The organism is Bradyrhizobium nanningense (genome assembly GCF_004114535.1).
GTDB classification, from domain to species: Bacteria; Pseudomonadota; Alphaproteobacteria; order Rhizobiales; family Xanthobacteraceae; genus Bradyrhizobium; species Bradyrhizobium nanningense.
Genome location: NZ_LBJC01000005.1, coordinates 59,627 through 81,594, shown reverse-complemented (window position 1 = coordinate 81,594; position 21,968 = coordinate 59,627). Strand labels below are relative to the sequence as shown.

The 21,968-nt window shown below is 64.9% G+C and carries 20 protein-coding genes; 10 read left to right on the top strand and 10 right to left on the bottom strand.

Going from position 1 to position 21,968, the window contains the following annotated elements; translation table 11 throughout:
• Window positions 1-120: 120 nt before the first annotated feature.
• Window positions 121-1,719 carry a glutamine-hydrolyzing GMP synthase gene (gene guaA, locus XH84_RS02080; RefSeq protein WP_164936009.1) on the bottom strand — a complete coding sequence of 533 codons (1,599 nt, stop codon included), beginning with the start codon at window positions 1,717-1,719 and terminating at the stop codon, window positions 121-123.
• Window positions 1,720-1,891: 172 nt separating this feature from the next.
• Between guaA and XH84_RS02075 the strand changes: the two genes are divergently transcribed.
• The 3 genes from XH84_RS02075 to XH84_RS02065 all read left to right on the top strand — a co-directional run bounded on the left by XH84_RS02075 (window position 1,892) and on the right by XH84_RS02065 (window position 3,324).
• Window positions 1,892-2,317 carry a nuclear transport factor 2 family protein gene (locus tag XH84_RS02075; protein WP_128917751.1) on the top strand — a complete coding sequence of 142 codons (426 nt, stop codon included), beginning with the start codon at window positions 1,892-1,894 and terminating at the stop codon, window positions 2,315-2,317.
• 199 nt (window positions 2,318-2,516) lie between these two features.
• Window positions 2,517-2,849, top strand: a complete 333-nt coding sequence (locus tag XH84_RS02070; protein ID WP_128917662.1) for a DHCW motif cupin fold protein — start codon at window positions 2,517-2,519, stop codon at window positions 2,847-2,849.
• Window positions 2,850-3,114: 265 nt separating this feature from the next.
• On the top strand, window positions 3,115-3,324 hold the full coding sequence (locus XH84_RS02065) for a cold-shock protein (RefSeq protein ID WP_008141931.1): 210 nt from the start codon (window positions 3,115-3,117) through the stop codon (window positions 3,322-3,324).
• A 215-nt stretch (window positions 3,325-3,539) separates the two neighbouring features.
• On the opposite strand, the gene XH84_RS02060 is transcribed toward XH84_RS02065, so the two are convergent.
• Complete coding sequence (locus tag XH84_RS02060) at window positions 3,540-4,841, bottom strand: RsmB/NOP family class I SAM-dependent RNA methyltransferase (RefSeq protein ID WP_128917663.1); 1,302 nt, start codon at window positions 4,839-4,841, stop codon at window positions 3,540-3,542.
• 35 nt (window positions 4,842-4,876) lie between these two features.
• Entirely contained in the window at window positions 4,877-5,299 is a 423-nt protein-coding gene (locus tag XH84_RS02055; protein WP_128917664.1) for an MAPEG family protein, read from the bottom strand.
• Between the two features lie 161 nt (window positions 5,300-5,460).
• On the opposite strand from XH84_RS02055, the gene XH84_RS02050 reads away from it, so the two are divergent.
• Together XH84_RS02050 and XH84_RS02045 are read left to right on the top strand one after the other, a co-directional pair.
• A complete protein-coding gene (locus XH84_RS02050; RefSeq protein WP_128917665.1) occupies window positions 5,461-6,075 on the top strand; it encodes an acriflavin resistance protein in 615 nt (204 codons plus the stop codon).
• 69 nt (window positions 6,076-6,144) lie between these two features.
• The gene (locus tag XH84_RS02045) at window positions 6,145-6,987 is read left to right on the top strand and encodes a metallophosphoesterase family protein (protein WP_128917666.1); all 843 of its coding nucleotides are present in this window, start codon (window positions 6,145-6,147) and stop codon (window positions 6,985-6,987) included.
• Between the two features lie 15 nt (window positions 6,988-7,002).
• On the opposite strand, the gene XH84_RS02040 is transcribed toward XH84_RS02045, so the two are convergent.
• The 3 genes from XH84_RS02040 to guaB form a co-directional block, all read right to left on the bottom strand.
• Window positions 7,003-7,302 carry a hypothetical protein gene (locus tag XH84_RS02040; RefSeq protein ID WP_128917667.1) on the bottom strand — a complete coding sequence of 100 codons (300 nt, stop codon included), beginning with the start codon at window positions 7,300-7,302 and terminating at the stop codon, window positions 7,003-7,005.
• A gap of 167 nt (window positions 7,303-7,469) precedes the next feature.
• A complete protein-coding gene (locus XH84_RS02035) occupies window positions 7,470-8,504 on the bottom strand; it encodes an NADP-dependent oxidoreductase (RefSeq protein ID WP_164936010.1) in 1,035 nt (344 codons plus the stop codon).
• Between the two features lie 298 nt (window positions 8,505-8,802).
• Window positions 8,803-10,296, bottom strand: coding sequence for an IMP dehydrogenase (guaB, locus tag XH84_RS02025; RefSeq protein WP_128917669.1), 1,494 nt, complete (start codon window positions 10,294-10,296; stop codon window positions 8,803-8,805).
• Window positions 10,297-10,779: 483 nt separating this feature from the next.
• Between guaB and XH84_RS02020 the strand changes: the two genes are divergently transcribed.
• On the top strand, window positions 10,780-12,270 hold the full coding sequence (locus XH84_RS02020; RefSeq protein ID WP_128917670.1) for an MFS transporter: 1,491 nt from the start codon (window positions 10,780-10,782) through the stop codon (window positions 12,268-12,270).
• Window positions 12,271-12,374: 104 nt separating this feature from the next.
• On the opposite strand, the gene XH84_RS02015 is transcribed toward XH84_RS02020, so the two are convergent.
• Window positions 12,375-13,196, bottom strand: a complete 822-nt coding sequence (locus XH84_RS02015; RefSeq protein ID WP_206734084.1) for a class I SAM-dependent methyltransferase — start codon at window positions 13,194-13,196, stop codon at window positions 12,375-12,377.
• A 182-nt stretch (window positions 13,197-13,378) separates the two neighbouring features.
• Here XH84_RS02015 and XH84_RS02010 point away from each other — a divergent pair, with 182 nt between their 5' ends.
• A complete protein-coding gene (locus tag XH84_RS02010; protein WP_128917672.1) occupies window positions 13,379-14,077 on the top strand; it encodes a winged helix-turn-helix transcriptional regulator in 699 nt (232 codons plus the stop codon).
• Window positions 14,078-14,201: 124 nt separating this feature from the next.
• On the opposite strand, the gene XH84_RS02005 is transcribed toward XH84_RS02010, so the two are convergent.
• Window positions 14,202-14,909 carry an RlmE family RNA methyltransferase gene (locus tag XH84_RS02005; protein ID WP_128917673.1) on the bottom strand — a complete coding sequence of 236 codons (708 nt, stop codon included), beginning with the start codon at window positions 14,907-14,909 and terminating at the stop codon, window positions 14,202-14,204.
• A 1-nt stretch (window position 14,910) separates the two neighbouring features.
• Complete coding sequence (locus tag XH84_RS02000; RefSeq protein WP_128917674.1) at window positions 14,911-15,984, bottom strand: Ppx/GppA phosphatase family protein; 1,074 nt, start codon at window positions 15,982-15,984, stop codon at window positions 14,911-14,913.
• Window positions 15,985-16,193: 209 nt separating this feature from the next.
• Between XH84_RS02000 and XH84_RS01995 the strand changes: the two genes are divergently transcribed.
• Complete coding sequence (locus XH84_RS01995) at window positions 16,194-18,566, top strand: xanthine dehydrogenase family protein molybdopterin-binding subunit (RefSeq protein WP_128917675.1); 2,373 nt, start codon at window positions 16,194-16,196, stop codon at window positions 18,564-18,566.
• A gap of 177 nt (window positions 18,567-18,743) precedes the next feature.
• Here the strand turns inward: XH84_RS01995 and XH84_RS39505 are convergent, their stop codons facing one another.
• Window positions 18,744-19,544 carry a hypothetical protein gene (locus tag XH84_RS39505; protein WP_164936011.1) on the bottom strand — a complete coding sequence of 267 codons (801 nt, stop codon included), beginning with the start codon at window positions 19,542-19,544 and terminating at the stop codon, window positions 18,744-18,746.
• 104 nt (window positions 19,545-19,648) lie between these two features.
• Between XH84_RS39505 and XH84_RS01985 the strand changes: the two genes are divergently transcribed.
• Both XH84_RS01985 and XH84_RS01980 read left to right on the top strand, forming a co-directional pair.
• Window positions 19,649-20,152 (top strand): YaiI/YqxD family protein, encoded by a 504-nt coding sequence (locus XH84_RS01985; RefSeq protein WP_128917676.1) that lies wholly within the window; start codon window positions 19,649-19,651, stop codon window positions 20,150-20,152.
• Window positions 20,153-20,154: 2 nt separating this feature from the next.
• Window positions 20,155-21,966, top strand: a complete 1,812-nt coding sequence (locus XH84_RS01980) for an ABC-F family ATP-binding cassette domain-containing protein (protein ID WP_128917677.1) — start codon at window positions 20,155-20,157, stop codon at window positions 21,964-21,966.
• Window positions 21,967-21,968: the final 2 nt, after the last annotated feature.

The window sequence follows — 21,968 nt, the reverse complement described above, 5'->3', positions numbered from 1 at the left end:
TCCTGCACAAAAGTATGCAGCGGTTTTTTGAGCACGACATGCTTTAGCGTCCCACCTGGATGCCGAATAAAGTGTACTAAACAGTCGTCGAAACTGCGCTATTGCCGCCGTTTGTATCCGTCACTCCCACTCGATCGTCCCGGGCGGCTTGCTCGTCACATCGTACACCACCCGGTTCACGCCCTTCACCTCGTTGATGATGCGCGTCGCGGTCTCACCCAGGAACTTCATGTCGAACTGGTAGAAGTCCGCGGTCATGCCGTCGGTCGAGGTGACGGCGCGGAGGCCCACGACATAATCATACGTGCGGCCGTCGCCCATGACGCCGACCGTCTTCACCGGGAGCAGCACCGCAAAGGCCTGCCAGATCTCGTCGTAGAGGCCGTGCCTGCGGATCTGGTCGATGTAGACGGCGTCCGCTTTGCGCAGGATGTCGAGCTTGTCCCTGGTGATGTCGCCGGGGCAGCGGATGGCAAGGCCGGGACCCGGGAACGGGTGGCGGCCGACGAAGATTTCGGGGAGGCCGAGCTCGCGGCCGAGCTTGCGGACCTCGTCCTTGAACAGCTCGCGCAAGGGCTCGACGAGCTTCATGTTCATGCGCGCAGGGAGTCCGCCGACATTGTGGTGCGACTTGATGGTGACTGAAGGTCCGCCGGTGAAGGAGACGCTCTCGATCACATCCGGGTAGAGCGTGCCTTGCGCCAGGAAATCGGCGCCGCCGATCTTCTTGGCCTCAGCCTCGAACACCTCGATGAAGAGGCGGCCGATGGTCTTGCGCTTGGTTTCGGGGTCGGTGACGCCTTCGAGCTCGCCGAGAAATTGCTTGGAGGCATCCACGTGCACCAGCGGGATGTTGTAGTGGTGGCGAAACAGGTCGACCACCGTCTTGGCTTCGTCGAGGCGCAGCAGGCCGTGATCGACGAAGACGCAGGTGAGCTGGTCACCGATCGCCTCGTGGATCAACACGGCCGCGACCGCGGAATCGACGCCGCCGGAAAGGCCGCAGATCACCTTGCCCTTGCCGACTTGCTGGCGGATCTTTGCGATCTCCTCCTCGCGGAAGGCGCGCATGGTCCAGTCGCCGGAAAGGCCGGCGATCTTGCGGACGAAGTTGCGGATGAGTTTCGCGCCGTCGGGCGTGTGCACCACTTCGGGGTGGAACATCAGGCCGTAATATTTGCGCTTCTCGTCCTGGATGATCGCGAACGGCGCATTCGGCGAGGTGCCAGCGACGGAAAAGCCCGGCGGCATCTTGGTGATGCGGTCACCGTGGCTCATCCAGACCTGGTTCTTGCTGCCTGACGACCAGACCTCCGCGAACAGCTGGCTCTCAGCCTTGACCTCGACATCGGCGCGGCCAAACTCGCGGTGATGGCCACCCTCGACCTCGCCGCCGAGCTGCGCGGCCATGGTCATCTGGCCGTAGCAGATGCCCATCACCGGCACGCCGGAATCGAAGATCAATTGCGGGGCGCGGGGCGAGCCGGCCTCGTGCACCGATTCAGGGCCGCCGGAGAGGATCACCGCCTTCGGCTTCATCTCCTTGAAGGCGCTTTCTGCCTTGTTGAACGGGACGATCTCGCAATAGACGCCGTCCTCGCGCACGCGGCGCGCGATCAGCTGCGTCACCTGGCTGCCGAAGTCGACGATGAGAATCTTGTCATGCGCCGAGGCCACGGAGGGCGTCGACGCGGAGCGGTCGTTCTGTGCTGCTGTCATGGCCAGCAAATACGCTGGCGCGGCCCTGCCCGCAACCGCGCAGGCTGGAGCGCCCACATGCTTCTTTGGGCATGGACAAACCGATATAGGTAAGTATTATTGACCTATTATGCCCCACTCTCAAACGATCAGGGAGAACGCCATGTCTTCGCCTGCCATGTCTTCGCCTGCCATGTCTTCGCATCATCAGCCATCTACGCTCGCCGCGCTCGGCCGGGCCTGGGTCGAGGCCTGGAATGCGCGCGATCTCGAACGCGTGCTCACGCTCTACGACGAGGCGGCTGTCATGACTTCGGACCGCATTCCGATGCTCGGGTTCGATGCCAGCGGCACCGTGCGCGGCAAGGACGCTTTACGCGCCTATTGGGGCAAAGCGCTCGGGTTGTTGCCAGAGCTGCATTTCACGCTGATCGATCTGTTCGTCAGCCCGGATAGCGTGGTGGTGTTCTACGCCAACGAGCGGGCTAGGAAGATCTGCGAATATCTGCGGGTGAACGAAAAGGGGCTGATTGTGCAGGGCTCGGCGAACCATTTGCAGGAGCCTCGAAGGATGCACGGCCCGGACGCAGCCGGGCCGGCGCCCTTCGAGGGCCGCTGAAGAAGCGGCCACCTCAGGGTGACGGTTCGATAGGGAGCGCGCTGCTTCCACAAGCGTCATTGCGAGCGCAGCGAAGCAATCCAGGCTGCCGCCCCGGACATGCTCTGGATTGCTTCGTCGCAAGTGCTCCTTGCAATGACGGCGGCACGCGGCTGCGCTAACAACAGCACTGCCGGCTCTCGAGACAGGACCCCCCGCCATGAAGCTCCCCGCCTCCCCCTTCACCATCACCGACTGGAGCAAGGTCGAGGCGACGACGCATCCTGGTGAGACCGGCGAGGCCAAGTGGCGCACGCTGAATATCGGCGATCTCCGGGTGCGGATGGTGGAATATTCGCCGGGCTATTTGGCCGACCATTGGTGCGATCGCGGCCACGTGCTCTATGTCCTCAAGGGCGAGCTCGACTCTGAGTTGCGCGACGGGCGCAGATTCAAGCTGACGGCGGGGATGAGCTACCAGGTCTCGGATTTCGGCGATGCCGCGCACCGGTCCTCGACCGCAACCGGGGCGACGCTCTTCATCGTGGACTGACATCGCCTGGACGGTTACTTTGCACCGCAAAATAGAAAACTCGTGCCACGTCCCGGGCCACGGGTGGTGCCTTGAACTGGCCCCAAATTCTCGCTATATTGTGATCATCGATACTTGGCCGAACGACTGGGCCGCTTCGCCTCGTTGCTGACGGGCGCGCACGCTTCAGATGACTTCTCCAAACATCGACTGAACAGGGCTATGGGCGCAATGCTGCGTACCGGTCCACGTGCGTACTCTCTCTAACTAACTAAAGGAAATTCCCATGGCTATGGGCACCGTGAAGTGGTTCAACACCCAAAAGGGTTATGGTTTCATCCAGCCGGACGACGGCCAGAAGGACGTGTTCGTGCACATCAGCGCCGTCGAGCGCGCTGGCCTCTCCTCCCTCAACGAGGGTCAGAAGGTCTCGTTCGACATCGTCGCCGACCGCCGCAGCGGCAAGTCGTCGGCTGACAATCTCCGCGTCGGCTAACGCCCGCGCAACGTTCTGACCGCGGACGAACCGGCAGAACGTCAGAGTTAAAAGGCCCCGCGACCGGGATCCGGTTCGCGGGGCTTTTGTTTTTGGGGGGCTGGAACGGGCCGTCGCGTCAAGGGCGGTCTCATAGGATGGGCAAAGCGAAGCGTGCCCACGCATTTCAACAACGGGCAAAATCGTGGGCACGGCGCTTTGCGCCTTTGCCCACCCTACGAGACCTTTTTCAGAACTGAGACGAAAAACCCGTCCGTTCCGGTCCGCCGCGGCGTCATCAGCCAGCCTTCGTCCGATCGCAGCGCGGCCTCCGCAAATGCCTCCGCCTTGTCCCAGAGCACGCTGGCGGTCTGCTCGGGCGGCACGATCGCAAACTCGCCATGGCGCGCGACGAAGGCCCTCACCTGCTCACCGTTCTCTTCCGACAGCACCGAGCAGGTGATGTAGGCGATGCGGCCGCCCGGCTTCACCAGCGGAACCGCACGCGCGAGCGCCTCGATCTGGTCGCGCAGGCGAATCTCGAGCGCGCCGGGGCGCATGCGCCATTTCGCGTCGGGGTTGCGGCGCCAGGTTCCAGTTCCCGTGCAGGGCGCGTCGATCACGACCAGATCGGCCGAGGCGCGGATGTCGGCCAGCGGATCGGCCTCGCCCTTGGGGGTGCGAACATCGGCATTGTGGACGCCGGCGCGCGACAGCCGTTCGTGGATCGGCGCCAGCTGGCGCTTGTCGCGGTCGGTCGCGATCAGCCGGCCCTTGCCCTGCATCAGAGCCGCGAGCGCCAGCGTCTTGCCGCCGGCGCCCGCGCAGAGGTCGATCACCTGCTCGCCGGGTTTTGCGCCGGTGAATTGGGCCGCAAGCTGCGATCCCTCATCCTGCACTTCAATGGCGCCCTTGATGAAATCCTCTTCCGCCTGGATGCCGGGGTTGCGCGCATCGGCCGAAAGCTCGATGCGCAAGCCCGTTGCGGACCAAGGCGTCGGTTTCGCATGAAGATGAGAAAGCGCCTTCAGCACCTTGTCGCGATTGGATTTTAGCGTGTTGACGCGCAGGTCGAGCGGCGCCCGGCTCGCCATCGCGGCCGCTTCCGCCGCACGGTCCTCGCCGAACACTTTTGCAAGGTGCGGATCCAGCCATTCGGGATAGTCGCCGGCGATTGCGGCCGGCGCACCCTCGAGGGACCGCGAGGCGAGCGCGGCCTCTTCGGCCTCGGTCAGCGGCGCCGGCGCGAAGCGGCTGCCGTCGAACAAGGCGCCCATCGTCGCCGCGTCCATGTCGCGCTCGAGCCGGAGCATGCCGATCAGCCGCGCACGCGCGGTATCGGAATCCATCAGGAACGCGCTCGAGGCGTAGCGGCGCAGCACGTCCCAGACGAGGCCGGCGATGGCGGCGCGGTCGCCGGAACCGGCGAAGCGGTGCGCGGTGCCCCACTCCTTCAGCGCCTTGGCCGCGGGCACGCGGTCCTTCTCGATGGTGTCGATCAGTTCGATGGCTGCGGACAGCCGGGCAGCGGGGGTCATTCTCGATCTTTCAGATCAGCATCGGCGGCGAGCGCCTAGATCAGCAACAAGAGCTTCAGGGCGAAGTAGATCCACATCGCCAGCAGCACCAGCACGCCGGCGAGCCAGACCGTGGAGCGCCGGCCGAGATCGTTCGAGGAGACGAACACCCCGGCATGGGCAAAGCGCGTCACCACGAACACCCAGGACATCAGCACGATGAAAAGATCGGCGCGGCGCAAGGGCAATGCCAGCGCGATCAGGACGTAGAACAGCACCGGCAGCTCGAACTGGTTGCGGTAGCAATTGGCGATTTGTGTCGCGCCCTTCGGCCAGTTCGGCTCGCCCAGCGCAATGTCGCGGATCTTGGTCTCGCCCGAGACCAGCGTCTTGCGGCGCGCGAAAACCATGCCGATCAGCAGAGCGAAGGTGAGCCCGATCTGGACGAAGACCGGCAGCAAGACCATTTGAACCGACATCGGAACTTTCCCATCCGGCGAAGACCGCCGGACCCGTCCATTAGCCGCCACTCCTCGTCCTGACAATCAACGAGTTGAACCGGCCTTCCCGATCTTGCGACCAACCACCGATAGTTAAAGCGATTTCGGCCCCTGTCGGAAGCCCAAGGCGAGATGGCGCCATGACCACCCTGTCCAGCCTCTGGACCGAATCCGCCGACGGCCAGCTCGGTATCCTGATGTCGGCACTGTCGGGTATCGCGATGGCGCTCGCGGTCGCGCTGGCCATGACGGTGTACTTCCGCCTGAGCTACCGCACCTGGCGCGACATCGTCCGGCATGGCCTTGCGGCGCTCGCCGCGGTCACCCTGTTCGCCTTCGCTGCCTACGACATGCGCCATGCAGCCCTCGCCTACCTCGGTCTCAATCCCTCCAGGCCCGCCGTCGAGTTCGAGATCCGCATGCCCCGAGAGATGCTGACGGCGATGACCGACAGCCAGATCGAGCTGCACACCGACCGCAACCAGATCCTGGCGCTGATTGACGGCGTGCGCGACCTCGCCGAGGGCCGCGCGCTGTTGCGCGGCGCGGTCGCGCTCAACCATCGCACCGTGGACCGCATGCTCGTCGTGAACCTGCCGGGCAAGGGCACGTTCGAGTTCCGTCTTCGCCTGCCCGCCGAACCGCATCGCACCGGCGAGTTCGGCCCCTGGCACCTCGCCGACCGCATCGCCTCGCCGCTCGCAGGTCCCATCGCGCCGCAGGACGCCTACACGATCCGCTACCGCGTGCTTTAAACTTTGTTCGCTGCGATCCATGCCGGCGCCGTCATCGTTCCGACGTGCGGCAACGGGTAAGTTGATCGCATGTCCGAATTTCGCCTGACCCAGATTTCCGACACCCATCTCGGCCGGCGCTTCCCTGGCCTCGTCGCCAACTTCCATCGCGTTTGCGAGCACATCGACGCTGACAGGCCCGATCTCGTCGTCAACACCGGCGACGTCTCTTTCGACGGGCCGACCGGCCGCGACGATATGGTTTTCGCTAAAGGCCTGCACGATGCCCTGCCCGTCGCCTGCCGCTACATCCCCGGCAATCACGACATCGGCGATAATCCGACCGCGATCGGGCCGGCGCCGAAGCCGCCGGTCAGCGAAGCGCACCGCCGCCAGTTCTGTGACATCATCGGCGAAGATCATTGGGCATTCGAGGCCGCGGGCTGGCGTTTCATCGGCCTCAATTCTCTGGTGATGAATTCAGGGCTCGCCTTCGAGGCCGAGCAATTCGACTGGCTGAGCTTCGAGCTCGCTCGCACCAACGGCAGGCCGGTGGCGCTGTTCCTGCACAAGCCGCTATTTCTCAACCGGCCCGACGATCCCGAGACGCCGGAGACCTCGATCCGCTACGTGCCGCAGCCGGCGCGGGCACGGCTGATCGAGATGTTTGCGGGCATCGACCTGCGGCTCATCACCAGCGGCCACGTGCACCAGCGCCGCGATTTCACCTGGCGTCACACCCGCCATGTCTGGGCACCGTCGGCCGGCTTCGTGATCAATGATGCGCGGCAGGACAGGATCGCGATCAAGGAAGTCGGCCTGGTCGAGTATTGGTTCCGGCCCGACAGTTTCGAGGTGCGCCACGTCAGGGCCGCAGGCCAGGTCGATGTCGACATCGAGGAGCTCCTCGCCCAGATGGGCGGCGAGCACTAGCGCAGGCCGATCAGTTCAGGCGATGCTCTTGAGGTCCTGCTGGATCGCGGCGAGCAGGGATTGCAGCGCCTCGCTGTTCACCGGCTTGGCCGCGAGATCATTGTCAGGCGGTTGCCTGGCAGATTGCGCGGCCTTGACCGGGCGCTTCGGGAACGGCGGCGGCGGCGCTGGCATCGCGGGACGGGTGAAATCGCCCTCCTCGTCGACATGGACGAACTTGCCATGGATGACGTCGTCGCGACGGCCCATGACGAACATGGTCGTCCAATAGCCGGCAGCCAGCAGGATAACGCAGAAAACACTGATCTCTAACATCGCAACACCCAAAATATGCGCGATGATTCAACGTCTTCGTCGTGGGGTCAATGAACCGGCGGTCACACCTGCGGCTTTTGCGGAACAGGTGTGGCCAATCGGTCACTCTTTATTAACCATGTTCGCCCCACCGCGGGAGGCGGGACGCGACAGGTCAGGCCTTGCAGCTAAGCCTTGTCCGGCCCGACCCGAACCAGCTGCTTGCCGAAATTGGCGCCCTTCAAGAGGCCCATGAAGGCGCCGGGCGCGCTCTCCAGGCCCTCGGTGACGAACTCCTTGTACTTGACCTTGCCGTCGCGAACCCAGCCGGACATGTCGCGCAGGAAATCGCCATGGCGCGCAGCGAAGTCGGAGACGATGAAGCCGCGGAAGGTCAGCCGCTTGGTCAGCGTCGCGCGCATCATGCTGGCGGCCCATTTGGGCGGCTTGGCCTCGGTGTCGTTGTAGTGCGCGATCAGGCCGCACACCGGTACGCGGGCAAACGGGTTGAGCAACGGGAAGACCGCCTCGAACACGGCGCCGCCGACATTCTCGAAATAGACGTCGATACCTTTGGGGCAGGCGTCCTTCAGCTTCGCCGCGAGATCAGGATCGCGGTGATCGATGCAGGCATCGAAGCCGAGCTCCTTGACGACGTAGTCGCACTTGTCCTTGCCGCCGGCGATGCCGACCGCGCGTGCGCCCTTGATCTTGGCAATTTGGCCGACGGCTGAGCCGACCGCGCCGGAGGCGCCGGCAACGACGACGGTCTCGCCTGCTTGCGGCTTGCCGATGTCGAGCAGGCCAGTATAGGCGGTCATGCCGGGCATGCCGAGCACCCCGATGGACGTCGAGATCGGCCCGAGCTTGGGGTCCACCTTGATCAGACCTTTGCCGTTCGAGATCGCATGCGTCTGCCAGCCGGAACGAATGCGCACGATGTCGCCGACCGCGAAATCAGGATTGTTGGACGCCGCGACCTCGCTGACCGCCTCGCCTTCCATCACGCCGCCGACTGGCACCGGTGCGGCATAAGACGGACCATCGCTCATGCGGCCGCGCATATAGGGATCGAGCGACAGCCAGATCGTGCGCAGCAGAACTTCGCCCGCGCCCGGCGTCGGCACCGCGAATTCCTCCAAGCGGAAATCCGACGGCTTGGGCTCGCCGACGGGACGCGCGGCGAGAACGATGCGTTTGGCGCTACGTTGATCTTGGGACATGGCTTCCTCCACTTTCTCTGTCATTGCGAGCGAAGCGAAGCAATCCAGTCGCGTCAACCAAAAAGGTCTGGATTGCTTCGTCGCAAGAGCTCCTCGCAATGACGAGTTTGTGGCGCGTGCACGCCACACACCCGCTGTCATCGCCCGACTTGATCGGGCGATCCAGTATTCCAGAGACAGTCGTGATTGAGCCGAGAGGCCGCGGCGTACTGGATGCCCCGGTCAAGCCGGGGCATGACACCGTTGTTGAGGCAAGCGCGCCAAAGTCCACGCGCTCGCGCGTGTCAAAGAGCGGCGACTAACCCCCGCCCGGATAGTTCGGGCTCTCGCGCGTGATCGTGACGTCGTGGACGTGGCTTTCGCGCAGGCCCGCACCGGTGATGCGGACGAACTGGGCCTTGTCGTGCAGCTCCTTCATGTCGCGCGCGCCGACATAACCCATTGCGGCGCGAAGGCCGCCGGCGAGCTGGTGCATGACGTGGCCGACCGCACCCTTGTAGGGCACCTGGCCCTCGATGCCTTCGGGCACGAGCTTGAGCGTGTCCTTGATGTCCTGCTGGAAGTAGCGGTCGGCAGACCCCCGCGCCATCGCGCCGACCGAGCCCATGCCGCGATAGGCCTTGTAGGAACGGCCCTGCCACAGGAACACCTCACCCGGCGTCTCGTCGGTACCGGCGAGCAGCGAGCCGACCATGGCGATGTCGGCGCCGGCCGCGAGCGCCTTGGCGAGGTCGCCGGAGAACTTGATGCCGCCGTCGGCGATGACGGGGATATCGGCCTTCTTCGCCGCCTCCACCGCGTCCATGATCGCGGTGAGCTGGGGAACGCCGACGCCGGCGACGATGCGCGTGGTGCAGATCGAGCCCGGGCCGATGCCGACCTTGATGCAATCCGCGCCGGCATCGATCAGCGCCTGCGTGCCCTCGGTGGTGGCGACGTTGCCGGCGACGACCTGCACGGAGTTGGAGAGACGCTTGATCCGGTTCACCGCATGCAGCACGTGACGGGAATGGCCGTGCGCGGTGTCGACGACGACGAGGTCGACGCCGGCATCGATCAGCCGCTCGGTACGCTCGAAGCCGGTGTCACCGACGGTGGTGGCGGCGGCAACGCGCAGGCGCCCCTGCGCATCCTTGCAGGCGAGCGGATGGGCAACAGCCTTCTCCATGTCCTTCACGGTGATCAGGCCGACGCAGCGATATTGCTCGTCGACCACGAGCAGCTTCTCGATGCGATGCTGATGCAGCATCCGCCGCGCTTCGTCCTGGCTGACATTCTCGCGCACCGTGACGAGCCCTTCATGGGTCATCAGCTCGGAGACTTTTTGCCGGCGGTCGGTGGCAAAGCGGACGTCGCGGTTGGTGAGGATGCCGACCAGCTTGCCGGGCGTGCTCTTGCCGGCGCCGGTAACCACGGGAATGCCGGAGATGCCGTGATCGCTCATCAGCTTGAGCGCGTCGTCGAGCGAGGCCTCGGGGCTGATGGTGAGCGGGTTCACCACCATGCCCGACTCGTAACGCTTGACCTGCCGCACCTGGGCGGCCTGCCCTTCGGGATCGAAATTGCGGTGGATGACGCCGAGGCCGCCGGCCTGCGCCATCGCGATCGCCATGCGCGCCTCGGTGACGGTATCCATGGCCGAGGCCATGATCGGGATGTTGAGCGGAATGGCGCGAGTAACGCGGGAGCGGATGTCGACCTCGCCCGGCATGACGTCCGACAGGCCCGGCTTCAGCAGCACGTCGTCGAACGTAAAGGCTTCGCGGATGCCCTGAAGTTGCACCGTGGCCATTTGCCAACTCCTTCCTGCGGCCTTGCCGCAAATGCTAATGGATGAGCGCCGCCCTCGGCGTACCTTGCGGCATCGCCTTGAGAATCGGAGCCCATCGGTGGGGTTGACGCGGGTCGATAGCACGCCCGCGCGACGAATCAAAGCAATTCGGACCGCCGGCCAGCCATGCACAGGCTTTTTTGCGTTAATTCGGCGGGGATAGGCCGTGCGCCGGTCCACCCGCCGTCATTCCGGGGCGCGACAAAGTCGTGAACCCGGAATCCATCCCACGGCGGTCCCGCGGCCCAATGGATTTCCGGGTTCGCGCCAAGGGACGCGCCCCGGATGACGAAAGAGCGGAATTCCGCCCCGGGCACAACCGAAAGGGTCACACCGCTGTTACGCAGGACTTAGGTGCCATGCGTCGATCCGCAATGGTCGCAGGCGAGCGACGGTGATAAGCCGCAATCAGCCCTTCCTTCCGATTTTCATTACCAATCCGTCATGGTCGACAAGCAACGCGTCATTCCGCTGATCGTGGCCACTGCTCTCTTTATGGAGAACATGGACTCGACGGTCATCGCCACCTCGCTGCCGGCGATCGCGGCCGACATCGGCACCAGTCCGCTGACGCTGAAGCTCGCGATCACCTCCTATCTGCTGTCGCTCGCGGTGTTCATTCCAGCGAGCGGATGGACCGCCGACCGGTTCGGAGCGCGGATGGTGTTCGCGATCGCGGTCGGCGTGTTCATGGTGGGCTCGGTCGGCTGCGCGCTCTCCTCCTCGGTGACCGATTTCGTGTTCGCGCGCATCCTGCAAGGCATGGGCGGGGCAATGATGACCCCGGTCGGGCGCCTCGTGCTGCTGCGCTCGGTGGACAAGAGCGCGCTGGTCAACGCCATGGCCTGGGTGACGGTCCCTGCTCTCATAGGTCCGGTGATCGGCCCGCCGCTCGGCGGCTTCATCACCACCTACGCCTCCTGGCACTGGATCTTCCTGATCAACATTCCGATCGGGCTGCTCGGCATCTTCATGGCGCTGCGCTTCATCGATCCCATCAAGAGCGAGACCCAGGAGCCGTTCGATCTCTACGGCATGGTCCTCGCGGGTATCGGGCTTGCCGGCATCGCGTTCGGCCTCTCGGTGGCCGGGCTCAACCTCCTGCCCTGGAGCACGGTGGCCGCGCTGGTCGTGGGCGGCGCGATCTCGATGACGCTGTATGTCCTGCACGCCCGGCGCACGGGGTCGCCGGTGCTGGATTTCTCGCTCCTGAGGCTGCCGACCCTGCGCGCGGCCGTGTTCGGCGGCTTCATGTTCCGGCTCGGCATCGGCGCGCTGCCGTTCCTGCTTCCGCTGCTGATGCAGATCGGCTTCGGCCTCTCCCCATTCCATTCCGGCCTCGTCACCTTCGCCTCCTCGCTCGGCGCGATGGGCATGAAGACGCTGGCGGCACGCCTCATCCGCACCTTCGGCTTCCGCAATCTGATGACGGTGAACGCGATCGTCAGCGCGTTCTTCCTCGCCGTCTGCGCGCTGTTCACGGTGACGACGCCGCTGCTCATCATCATGGTGATCCTGGTGGTCGGCGGCTTCTTCCGCTCGTTGGAATTCACCGCGATCAACACGGTCGCCTATGCCGACGTCGAGACCGGGCAGATGAGCCGCGCCACTACGCTCGTCAGCGTCAACCAGCAGCTCGCCGTCTCCGCGGGCGTCGCGGTCGGCGCGGCGTGCGTGGAAACGACGATGTGGGTCCACCATGTCAGCGAGATCGACGCCACAATGTTTGCGCCGGCCTTCGTCGTGGTCGCGCTGACCTCGGCGGCCTCGAGCTGGTTCTTCTGGCAGATGCCCGTTGATGCCGGCCACGAGATCTCCGGCCGCAAGGCTGTGGAGATCGCGAGCCGCAAGGGCGCCGCGAAGAGGGCGGCCAACGCCGCCGTCAAGACGGCGACCGAGGATACGCAGGACGTGAGGGATCAGCGGCTGGGGTGAGCTCAGTGTTAATTCCTGATCTGGGTGCTTGCGAAATCCTTTCGCAGGATAAAGCCTCCTGAACCCAGGCATTTCGCGGCCGCCCCCCGCTCCTCATTGCGCTCTCACGCTGTCGTGATCACCACTTCCAGGTAGGTGCTGGGGACGACGAGGCCATCGGGGCCAGCCCAGTTCGACTTCTCGAGCAGATCCAGAATGTCCGCCTCCAAGCCAGCTGCCTTGTCGGCCTCAAGCGCGGCGAACGCGCGATTGGTGGGGCCGTAAAACGAACGAAAGACATGAAGCCAATGTTCTGGGGACTGATAGCGGAAGGTGAAGGTCTGCTCCGAGACGCTGACTTGGTGTCCGGAAAACAGCTCGCCAAGCCGCGCCGCGGTGCCCCACAGGGTCGGCGGCCTTATCCCGGAAGGCGGAGGCGCGTACTTCCCGACGAGCCTGAGGAGCTGACCGATGAAACCCTCCGGCGTCCAGTTGGCGAGCCCGATCTTCCCGCCTCGGCGCACCACGCGAACCAGCTCGGCGGCCGCTTTCTCCTGGTCGGGAGTGAACATCACGCCGAAGGTGGATAATACCGCGTCAAAGCTGCCGTCATCGAACGGGAGCGCCTCCGCATCAGCTTCCCGGAAAGTGACGGCGAGACGCTCTGCCGCGGCGCGCTCCTTACCCCGCTCGAGCAGAGCGCTCACGTAGTCGGTGGATGTGACCTCAGCAAAGCGTCGGGCCGCGGCGAGCGTCGCGTTCCCGTTACCAGCGGCGACGTCGAGCACGCGGCTTCCGGCCCGCAGATCGACGGCCTCGCAGAGCCTCTCGCCGACGATCTGAAGTGTCGTCCCGATCATCGCATAGTCACCCGCCGACCAGACGGTGCGCTGTCGTTGCTTGATGGCAGTATAGTCCAAGGGTAGCGTCGCCACTGACATGGTCATCTCCTTTTCGGGAACCTGCCGGAAATCGGCCCGGTTTCACCAACGGGCCGCAGACTCTCCTGGCACCCGCGAAGCATCCAGTTCTGAATCTGAATCTGAGCGGTACAGATTCTGAACTGGCCAGTGTGTGGGATCGCTCTTAACCTCCCGGCCTTCGGAGGCGACGAAAGGGAGGCGTTCGAATGTCGGACGGCGGTTACAATCAGTTCTGCCCCGTTTCGATGGCAGCTGAGATCATCTGCTCGCGCTGGACGCTGCTCGTCTTGCGGGAGCTCGTAATGGGTTCGACCCGCTTCAATGAGCTGCGCCGCGGTGTGCCGAGCATGTCGCCCGCTCTCCTCTCCAAGCGGCTGAAAGAACTCGAGGCCGCCGGCATCGTCACGCGCATCGCCACCGAGCGCGAGTCTGGCGGACACGAATATCGTCTCACTGAAGCGGGAACGGAGCTACGTCCCATCATCGAAGCGATCGGCGTATGGGGCCATAGATGGGTGACGACGGAAGCAACGTTGAAGAACCTCGATCCCAATCTGCTGATGTGGGACATCAGGCGAAACATAGATACCGACCCCATGCCAGCACGCCGCAACACCATCCAGTTCATTTTCAAGGACAGGCCGGTCTCAGAGCGCAACTATTGGCTGATCGTGGAGCCGAACAGAGATGTTGATCTCTGCCTCGTCAATCCAGGGTTCGATGTCGATCTCTACGTGACGACTGATCTGCAATCGATGACCGAGATATGGCTCGGTTTCAGGACCGTGGTGCAAATGGCCGATGATGGTCGGTTCGTTCTGACAGGCAACAGCAAGCTGGCTGCCGACCTGCGAACATGGTTGAAGCTCAGCGTGTTCGCGAGCTTCGAGAAGAAGGTCGCGTAGGCACTGTCGCTCCAGCGCGGCCCCGCGTGATGGCAAGACGACAAGGCTGCCGGCGGAAACCCGTCGGTCAACGCTGCGAGCATGCCGGATGGGAGGCCTCAGCGGCCCTGAAGGGCGCGCCACGTCAATGCGAGCTGGGCCGCTCATCCTTCGCTGCCTCACCACGAAACCCCGTCGCCAGCACGTAGCGTTCCGAGGAATCCTGCCGGCTCGCGGCGGGCTTGACGTGGCGCACCGTGGCGAAGTCGCGCTTGAGCTGGGCGAGCAGATCGGCGTCGGCTCCGCTCTGGAAGGTTTTTGCCAGGAAGGTGCCGCCGGGCTTGAGCACGTCGCAGGCAAACGCCGCCGCGGTCTCGACCAGGCCGACGATGCGGAGCTGGTCGGTCTTGCGGTGGCCGGTGGTGTTGGCGGCCATGTCGGACATCACGACGTCGGCGCCGCCGCCCAGCATCGCGGTAAGCTTTTCGGGCGCGTCGTTGTCCATGAAATCCAGCTGCGCGAAATCGACACCGGGAATCTCGGGCATCTCGAGCAGATCGATCGCGACGACCTTGCCCTTGCCTTCCGTGGAGCCGACGCGCTTGGCGGCGATCTGGCTCCAACCGCCGGGCGCGGCGCCGAGATCGACCACGGCCATGCCCGGCTTCAAGAGCCGGAACTTGTCGTCCATCTCCAAGAGCTTGAATGCGGCGCGCGAGCGATAGCCCGCCGCCTTGGCCTTGGCGACATAGGGATCGTTGAGCTGCCGCTCCAGCCAGAGCTTCGACGACAATTTGCGCTTGCCGCCGGTCTTGACCTGGACGTGCAGGCGGCCGGTGGTGTCCTTGGCCATCTCACCAGCTCCTGAGCGCGCCGTCCTCGCGCATCATTTCGACCAGCATGCCTTCGCGCAGGCCCCGGTCGGCGACGCGCAGGCGCGGCAGCGGAAAGGCGCGGCGGATGGCATCGAGGATGGCACAGCCGGCGAGCACGAGATCGGCGCGCTCGACGCTGATGCAGTTGTTGGACGCGCGCTCCTCGTAGCTCATGCCGAGCAGCTTGTTGATGGTCGCGGTGATGTCGGAATCGTTCATCCAGATGCTGTCGATGCGGCGGCGGTCGTAGCGCGCGAGGTTGAGATGGATACCGGCGAGCGTCGTCACCGTGCCCGAGGTGCCGAGCAGGTGCATGTCGGCGAGATCGCCGCCATGCTCTTCCGCAAACGGCGCGACGTGGTTCGCGACCTCCTGCTCCATCGCCGCGTAGATCTCCGGCGTCACGTCGCGTCCGCCGAACTGCTCGGCGAGCGTGACGACACCATAGGGGATCGACATCCAGGCTTTGATGCGCGGCTCCGGATTTTCGCCGTCGCGCTCGATCCGCACCAGCTCGGTCGAGCCGCCGCCGATGTCGAACAGGATTGCGCCCCGACCCCTCGGGTCGACCAGCGGCGAGCAGCCGAGCACCGCGAGCGCGGCCTCGGTCTCGCGGTCGATCACCTCGAGCTCGATGCCGGTCTCGGCCGCCACCCGGCTGCGGAAACCCTCCGCATTCGAGGCCGCGCGGCAGGCTTCGGTTGCGATCAGCCGCAGCCGGCGTGCTTTCCGCATGTTGATCTTGTCGCGGCAGATGCTGAGCGCGGCGATGGCGCGCTCGATCGCGGCCTCGCTGATGCAACCGGTCGCCGAGACTCCTTCCCCGAGCCGGATGATGCGCGAGAAGGAATCGACGACGCGAAAGCCGTCCTGGGTCGGACAGGCGATCAGCAGCCTGCAATTGTTGGTGCCGAGGTCCAGCGCCGCATAGACGCCGGTTCCCGGCGCCTGCGCGCCGACGGCCGGTTCGGTGGCCAACGCCACCGCCGCCATCGACCCCTCCAGCTCACCGTGCGGCGCATGGCCGTCGCGGAGCCGCGTGTGGTCATTCATACAAACTGTCTTTCCGCGGCCGGTCGGGCCGGTCTGGAATTGCTTTTTCGCCTGAAACATTAGCAGCGCGGCGGGTATGCGCAACAACGCATCACATGGGACCATGTCCATTCGTGCGTTGTCGTGAACGGGGTCGTGGGTTATCTCAAGGGAGTCCGGTGCCCCGCTGCCGCGAAAATGCGCAAATGCCGGCTTTTCAGGTCAATTCCATGCAAGAACACACCAAATCGTCCACGCTCGAAAACGCTATTGCACTGCAAAAATATGGCGTCGGGCAGCCTGTCCGCCGCAAGGAGGACGACACGCTGGTGCGCGGCAAGGGCCGCTACACCGACGATTTCAACCTGCCTGGCCAGGCCTATGCCGTGGTCGTCCGTTCCACCCATGCCCATGGCACCATCCGTGGCATCGGCATTGATGCCGCCAAGGCGATGCCGGGCGTGCTGGGCGTATGGACCGGCAAGGATCTCGACGCCGCCGGCTACGGTCCCTTCACCTGCGGCCTGCCGCTGAAGAGCCGCGACGGCTCGCCCCTGCTCCAGACCAACCGCCAGCCGCTGGCGACCGACAAGGTTCGCTTCGTCGGCGATCCCGTCGCCTTCGTGGTGGCGGAGACGCTGGCCCAGGCCCGCGACGCCGCCGAAGCGGTCGAGCTCGACATCGAGCCGCTGCCGGCAGTGACGGACCCCGAGGAAGCCGCCCAGCCCGGCGCGCCGCAGCTTTACGACCACATCCCGAACAATGTCGCGCTCGACTACCACTATGGCGACATGGACAAGGTCAACGCCGCCTTCGCCAGCGCCGCCCATGTGACCAAGATCGACATCGAGAACACCCGTGTCGCCGTGGTCTCGATGGAGCCGCGCGTCGGCCTTGCCTCTTACGACAAGAAGACCGAGCGCTATACGCTGCAGGTGCCGACGCAAGGCGTGGCCGGCAACCGCGCCAATCTCGCCAAGAACCTGAAAGTGCCGAACGAGAAGGTGCGCATCCTCACCGCCAATGTCGGTGGCTCCTTCGGCATGAAGAACATCAACTATCCCGAGTACATGTGCATCCTGTACGCGGCCAAGGTGCTGGGCCGCCCGGTGAAATGGCTCGACGAGCGCTCCACCAGCTTTCTCTCCGACAGTCACGGCCGTGCCCAAAAGATCCATGCCGAGCTGGCTCTCGATGCGGACGGTCATTTCCTCGCCGTAAGGCTGTCCGGTTACGGCAATCTGGGCGCCTACATCACGGGCGTGGCGCCAAGCCCGCTCTCGCTCAACACCGGCAAGAACTTGTCCAGCGTCTATCGCACGCCACTGATGTGCGTGGACATCAAGACGGTGCTGACCAACACCACGCTGATGGGCGCCTATCGCGGCGCCGGCCGGCCCGAGGCGAACTATTACATGGAGCGGCTGATCGACCGCGCCGCCGACGAGATGGGCATCAACCGGCTGACCCTACGCAAGCGCAACTTCATCAAGCCGAACCAGATGCCGTTCCCGGCCTCCTCCGGCGTCACCTATGACAGCGGCGACTTCCAGGCCGTCTTCAACAAGGCGCTCGAAATCTCTGACCACGAGAATTTCGCCAAGCGCAAGAAGGAGAGCAGGAAAGCGGGCAAGCTCCGCGGCATCGCCGTCGGCTCCTATCTGGAGGTTACCGCGCCTCCCGGCGTCGAACTCGGCAAGATCGTGTTCGATCCCGATGGCTCCGTGCAGCTCATCACCGGCACGCTCGATTACGGCCAGGGCCATGCCACGCCGTTCGCGCAGGTGCTGAGCGCGCAGTTGGGGGTTCCCTTCGAAAGCATCAAGCTGGTGCAGGGCGACAGCGACATCGTCCACACCGGCAACGGCACCGGCGGCTCACGCTCGATCACTGCGAGCGGCCAGGCCATCGTTGGGGCAGCAAAGCTCGTCATCGAGAAAGGCAAGCGCGCGGCGGCGCATGTGCTCGAAGCATCGGAAGCCGACATCGAATTCGAAGGCGGCAGCTTTACGATCGCCGGCACCGATCGCAGCATCGACATCATGGAGCTCGCCAAGAAACTGCACGACGGCAAAGTGCCGGAGGGCGTGCCTGATACGCTCGACGTCGATCACACCAGCGAACCGATCGCCTCGGCGTTCCCGAACGGCTGCCATGTCGCCGAGGTCGAGATCGACCCGGAGACCGGCGTGGTGCAGATCGTGCGCTACAGCGCGGTCAACGATTTCGGCACGGTGATCAACCCGCTGCTGGTCGCGGGCCAGCTCCATGGCGGCGTGGTCCAGGGCATCGGGCAAGCGCTCATGGAGCACATCCGCTACGACGAGAGCGGCCAGCCGATCACGGGCTCGCTGATGGACTATGCCCTGCCCCGCGCCGAGGACGTGCCCAACATGACGATCGGCGATCATCCGGTGCCCGCCACCACCAACCCGCTCGGCAGCAAGGGCTGCGGCGAAGCCGGCTGCGCCGGCAGCCTGTCGACGGTGGTGAACGCCGTGCTCGATGCGCTCTCGGATTACGGCATCAAGCACATCGACATGCCGCTGACCCCGGAGCGCGTGTGGCGCGCGATCCAGGACGCGAAGGCAAAGGCGGCGTAAGGGACTCTTTCGCAGACGGTCACTCGCCGCCACCACACGCACAACTGTCATCGCCCGACTTGATCGGGCGATCCAGTATTCCGAGACAGCAGTAATTCACGGATGGGCCGCGGCGTACTGGATGCCCCGGTCAAGCCGGGGCATGACATCGCGTTTGTGGTGACAGGCTTGCCTCCCCTAAGCCGCCGCCTGCTCGCGCGGCTGGTAGATCGCGGTGTGCTGGCAGTGGGCGAGCGGCGTGGTGCCGTTGGCGACGACGAGCGCGTCGAGCTCGACGAAGCGATGGCCTTTCTTCTCGTAATTCGCGGTGACCTTGGCCAGCGCGGTGATCTCGTCGCCGGCGCGGGCGGCGGACAGCAGCTGCATGCGGCTGCCGACGTGGATCCAGGGGCCCAGAATGGTGTTGTCGACCAGCACCCGGTTCATGACGCGCTGGATCAGGCCGGGATGGCCGAGCCCCTCCCGCGCGAAGATCGGATCGTTCTCCCTGACGTCAGTGAGATAGTCCGTCGCATCCTGCCCGGCCCAACGGCGCGGCGTGGTCCCCAGCCATTTGCCGGTCTCGAACGTCGCAGGGCTCACCGGCTTGCGCTCGGTCACCGCGGGCACCGCGACATAGTCGCTGAGCGACACCGCCGGCGCAGCCGCCGGCAGCGAGGCCGTCCCGGTCGCGCAGAGCTCGGTGCGGCTGAACACCTCGATGGTCAGCAAGCCGTTATGCTCGGTGGCATCGACATCGGCCGTCTCGCCGTCATAGACCGGCTTGATGAAGCGGGCCTCGACCAGCCCGCAGCTCAGGAAATCGCGGCCCCAGCGCGCGATCGGCACGTGCATCATGTAGGCAAAGACGTCGACGCCCGGGACAAGCCCGCCGGAAAACCCGAAGCGGCGCGCCACTTTGTCGTCATGCATCTTGTTTTCGGATTGTTTTGCGGTGTTGTAGGCCTCGACGCGGTAGGTTTCGAGCCGGTTCGGCATGGCTGGCGTTCCCATATTCTTGTTGTTTCGGGCCGATCGTAGGCGCCGGGGAACAGCGGTCAATCCCCTCGCCTTTGCGGCCCGAATGGGGTACCACGCGGCGAATGACTGAGGCCCCCACCCGTATCTATGTCGACGCCGACGCCTGCCCGGTGAAGGACGAGATTTATCGCGTCGCGCTCCGGCACGGCGTGCCGGTCAGCGTGGTCGCGGGCAATTTCATCCGCGTGCCGCAGGACCCGCTGATCGAGCGCATCGTCGCAGGTAGCGGCATGGACGCGGCCGACGATTGGATCGCCGAGCGCGCCAAGCCGGGCGACGTCGTCATCACCTCCGACATCCCGCTCGCCAGCCGCTGCGTGAAGGCGGGGGCCGACGTGATCGCGCCGAACGGCAAGCCGTTCACCGAGGAATCGATCGGCATGACATTGGCGGTGCGCAATCTGATGACGGATCTGCGCTCGGCCGGTGAGGTCACCGGGGGCCCCAGATCGTACTCGCCGCGCGACCGTTCCGCCTTCCTCTCGGCGCTTGACCAGACGCTGCGCCGAATCCAGCGCCGCCGCGCCGATCAGGCGGCAACGAGCCAAAATCTGAATCAAGGCTGATCATGGCGCCGCCGCTGGTCCAACTGAAAGACATCCGGCTGACTTTTGGCGGGACGCCGCTTCTGTCCGGCGTCGAGCTCAATGTCGCCCCAGGCGAGCGCGTCTGCCTGATCGGCCGCAACGGCTCCGGCAAATCGACGCTGCTCAGAATCGCGGCCGGCCTGGTCGAGCCCGACGGCGGCACGCGCTTCGTGCAGCCCGGCGCCACCGTCCGCTATCTGCCGCAGGAGCCCGATTTCGGCGAGCACAAGACCACGCTTGCTTACGTCGAGTCCGGGCTTGCGCCCGGCGACGACCAGCACCAGGCGCGTTATCTCTTGGAGCAGCTCGGCCTCACCGGCGAGGAGAACCCGCATGATCTCTCCGGTGGCGAAGCCCGTCGCGCGGCGCTGGCCTATGTGCTGGCGCCCTCGCCCGACATTTTGCTGCTGGACGAGCCGACCAACCATCTCGATCTCGCCACCATCGAATGGCTGGAACAGGAGCTCGACGGCCGCCGCAGCGCGCTGGTGATCATCAGCCATGATCGCCGCTTCTTGACCAATCTGTCGCGTTCCACCGCCTGGCTCGACCGCGGCAGGATCAAGCAGATCGACCGCGGCTTTGCCTCGTTCGAGACCTGGCGCGACGAGGTGCTGGCCGAGGAAGAGCGCGACCAGCACAAGCTCGACCGCAAGATCGTCGACGAAGAGCACTGGCTGCGCCATGGCGTCTCCGGCCGGCGCAAGCGCAACGTCAAGCGCCTCGCCAATCTGCACGCACTGCGCGACCAGCGCCGCAACTATCGCGGCACCGCCGGCACCGCCAGTCTCGCGGCCGCCGAAGCGGAGCAGTCAGGCAAGCTGGTGATCGAGGCCAAGGGCATCACCAAGGCCTACGGCGATCGCAAGATCGTCGAGAATTTCTCGACCCGCATCCAGCGCGGCGACCGGCTCGGCATCATCGGGCCAAACGGCGCCGGCAAGACCACGCTGGTCAATCTGCTCACCGGCGGCATGCAGCCGGATTCCGGCATGATACGTCTCGGCGCCAATCTGGAGACGGCCACGCTCGACCAGCACCGCGAAAGCCTCGATCCCAAATCGACGCTGGCTGAAGCCTTGACCGGCGGTCGTGGCGATCAAATCATGGTCGGCGGCAAGCCGAAGCATGTCGTCGGCTACATGAAGGACTTCCTGTTCGCGCAAGAGCAGCGCGGCACTCCGGTGGAGGTGCTCTCCGGCGGTGAGCGCGGCCGGCTGATGCTGGCGCGCGCGCTGGCAAAACCCTCGAACCTCCTGGTGCTGGACGAGCCGACCAACGATCTCGATCTCGAAACGCTCGACGTGCTCGAGGAGATGCTCGGCGATTACGAAGGCACCGTCATCCTGATCAGCCACGACCGCGACTTTCTCGACCGCGTCGTGACCTCCGTGATCGCGCCCGAGGGCAACGGCAAGTGGATCGAGTACGCCGGCGGTTACAGCGACATGCTGGTGCAGCGCGGCGCGGACCTGAAGCGCGAGACGGCGAAGACGCAAGTCCCGACGGAGAAGAAGGAAGAGCGCTCCGCTGCTCCCGCCTCCTCGCCGAAGCGGAAGCTGAGCTTCAACGAGAAGCATGCGCTGGAGACGCTGCCGAAGAAGATGGAAACGTTGCAGGCCGACATCGCCAAGCTGCAGCGGGTGCTTGACGATCCCAACCTCTATGCGAGGGATCGCAAAAAATTCGACGACACCTCAGCCGCCATCGCCAAGGCGCATGACGAATTGTCGGCGGCCGAAGAGCGCTGGCTCGAACTGGAAATGCTCCGCGAAGAAATTGAACAGGCATAACT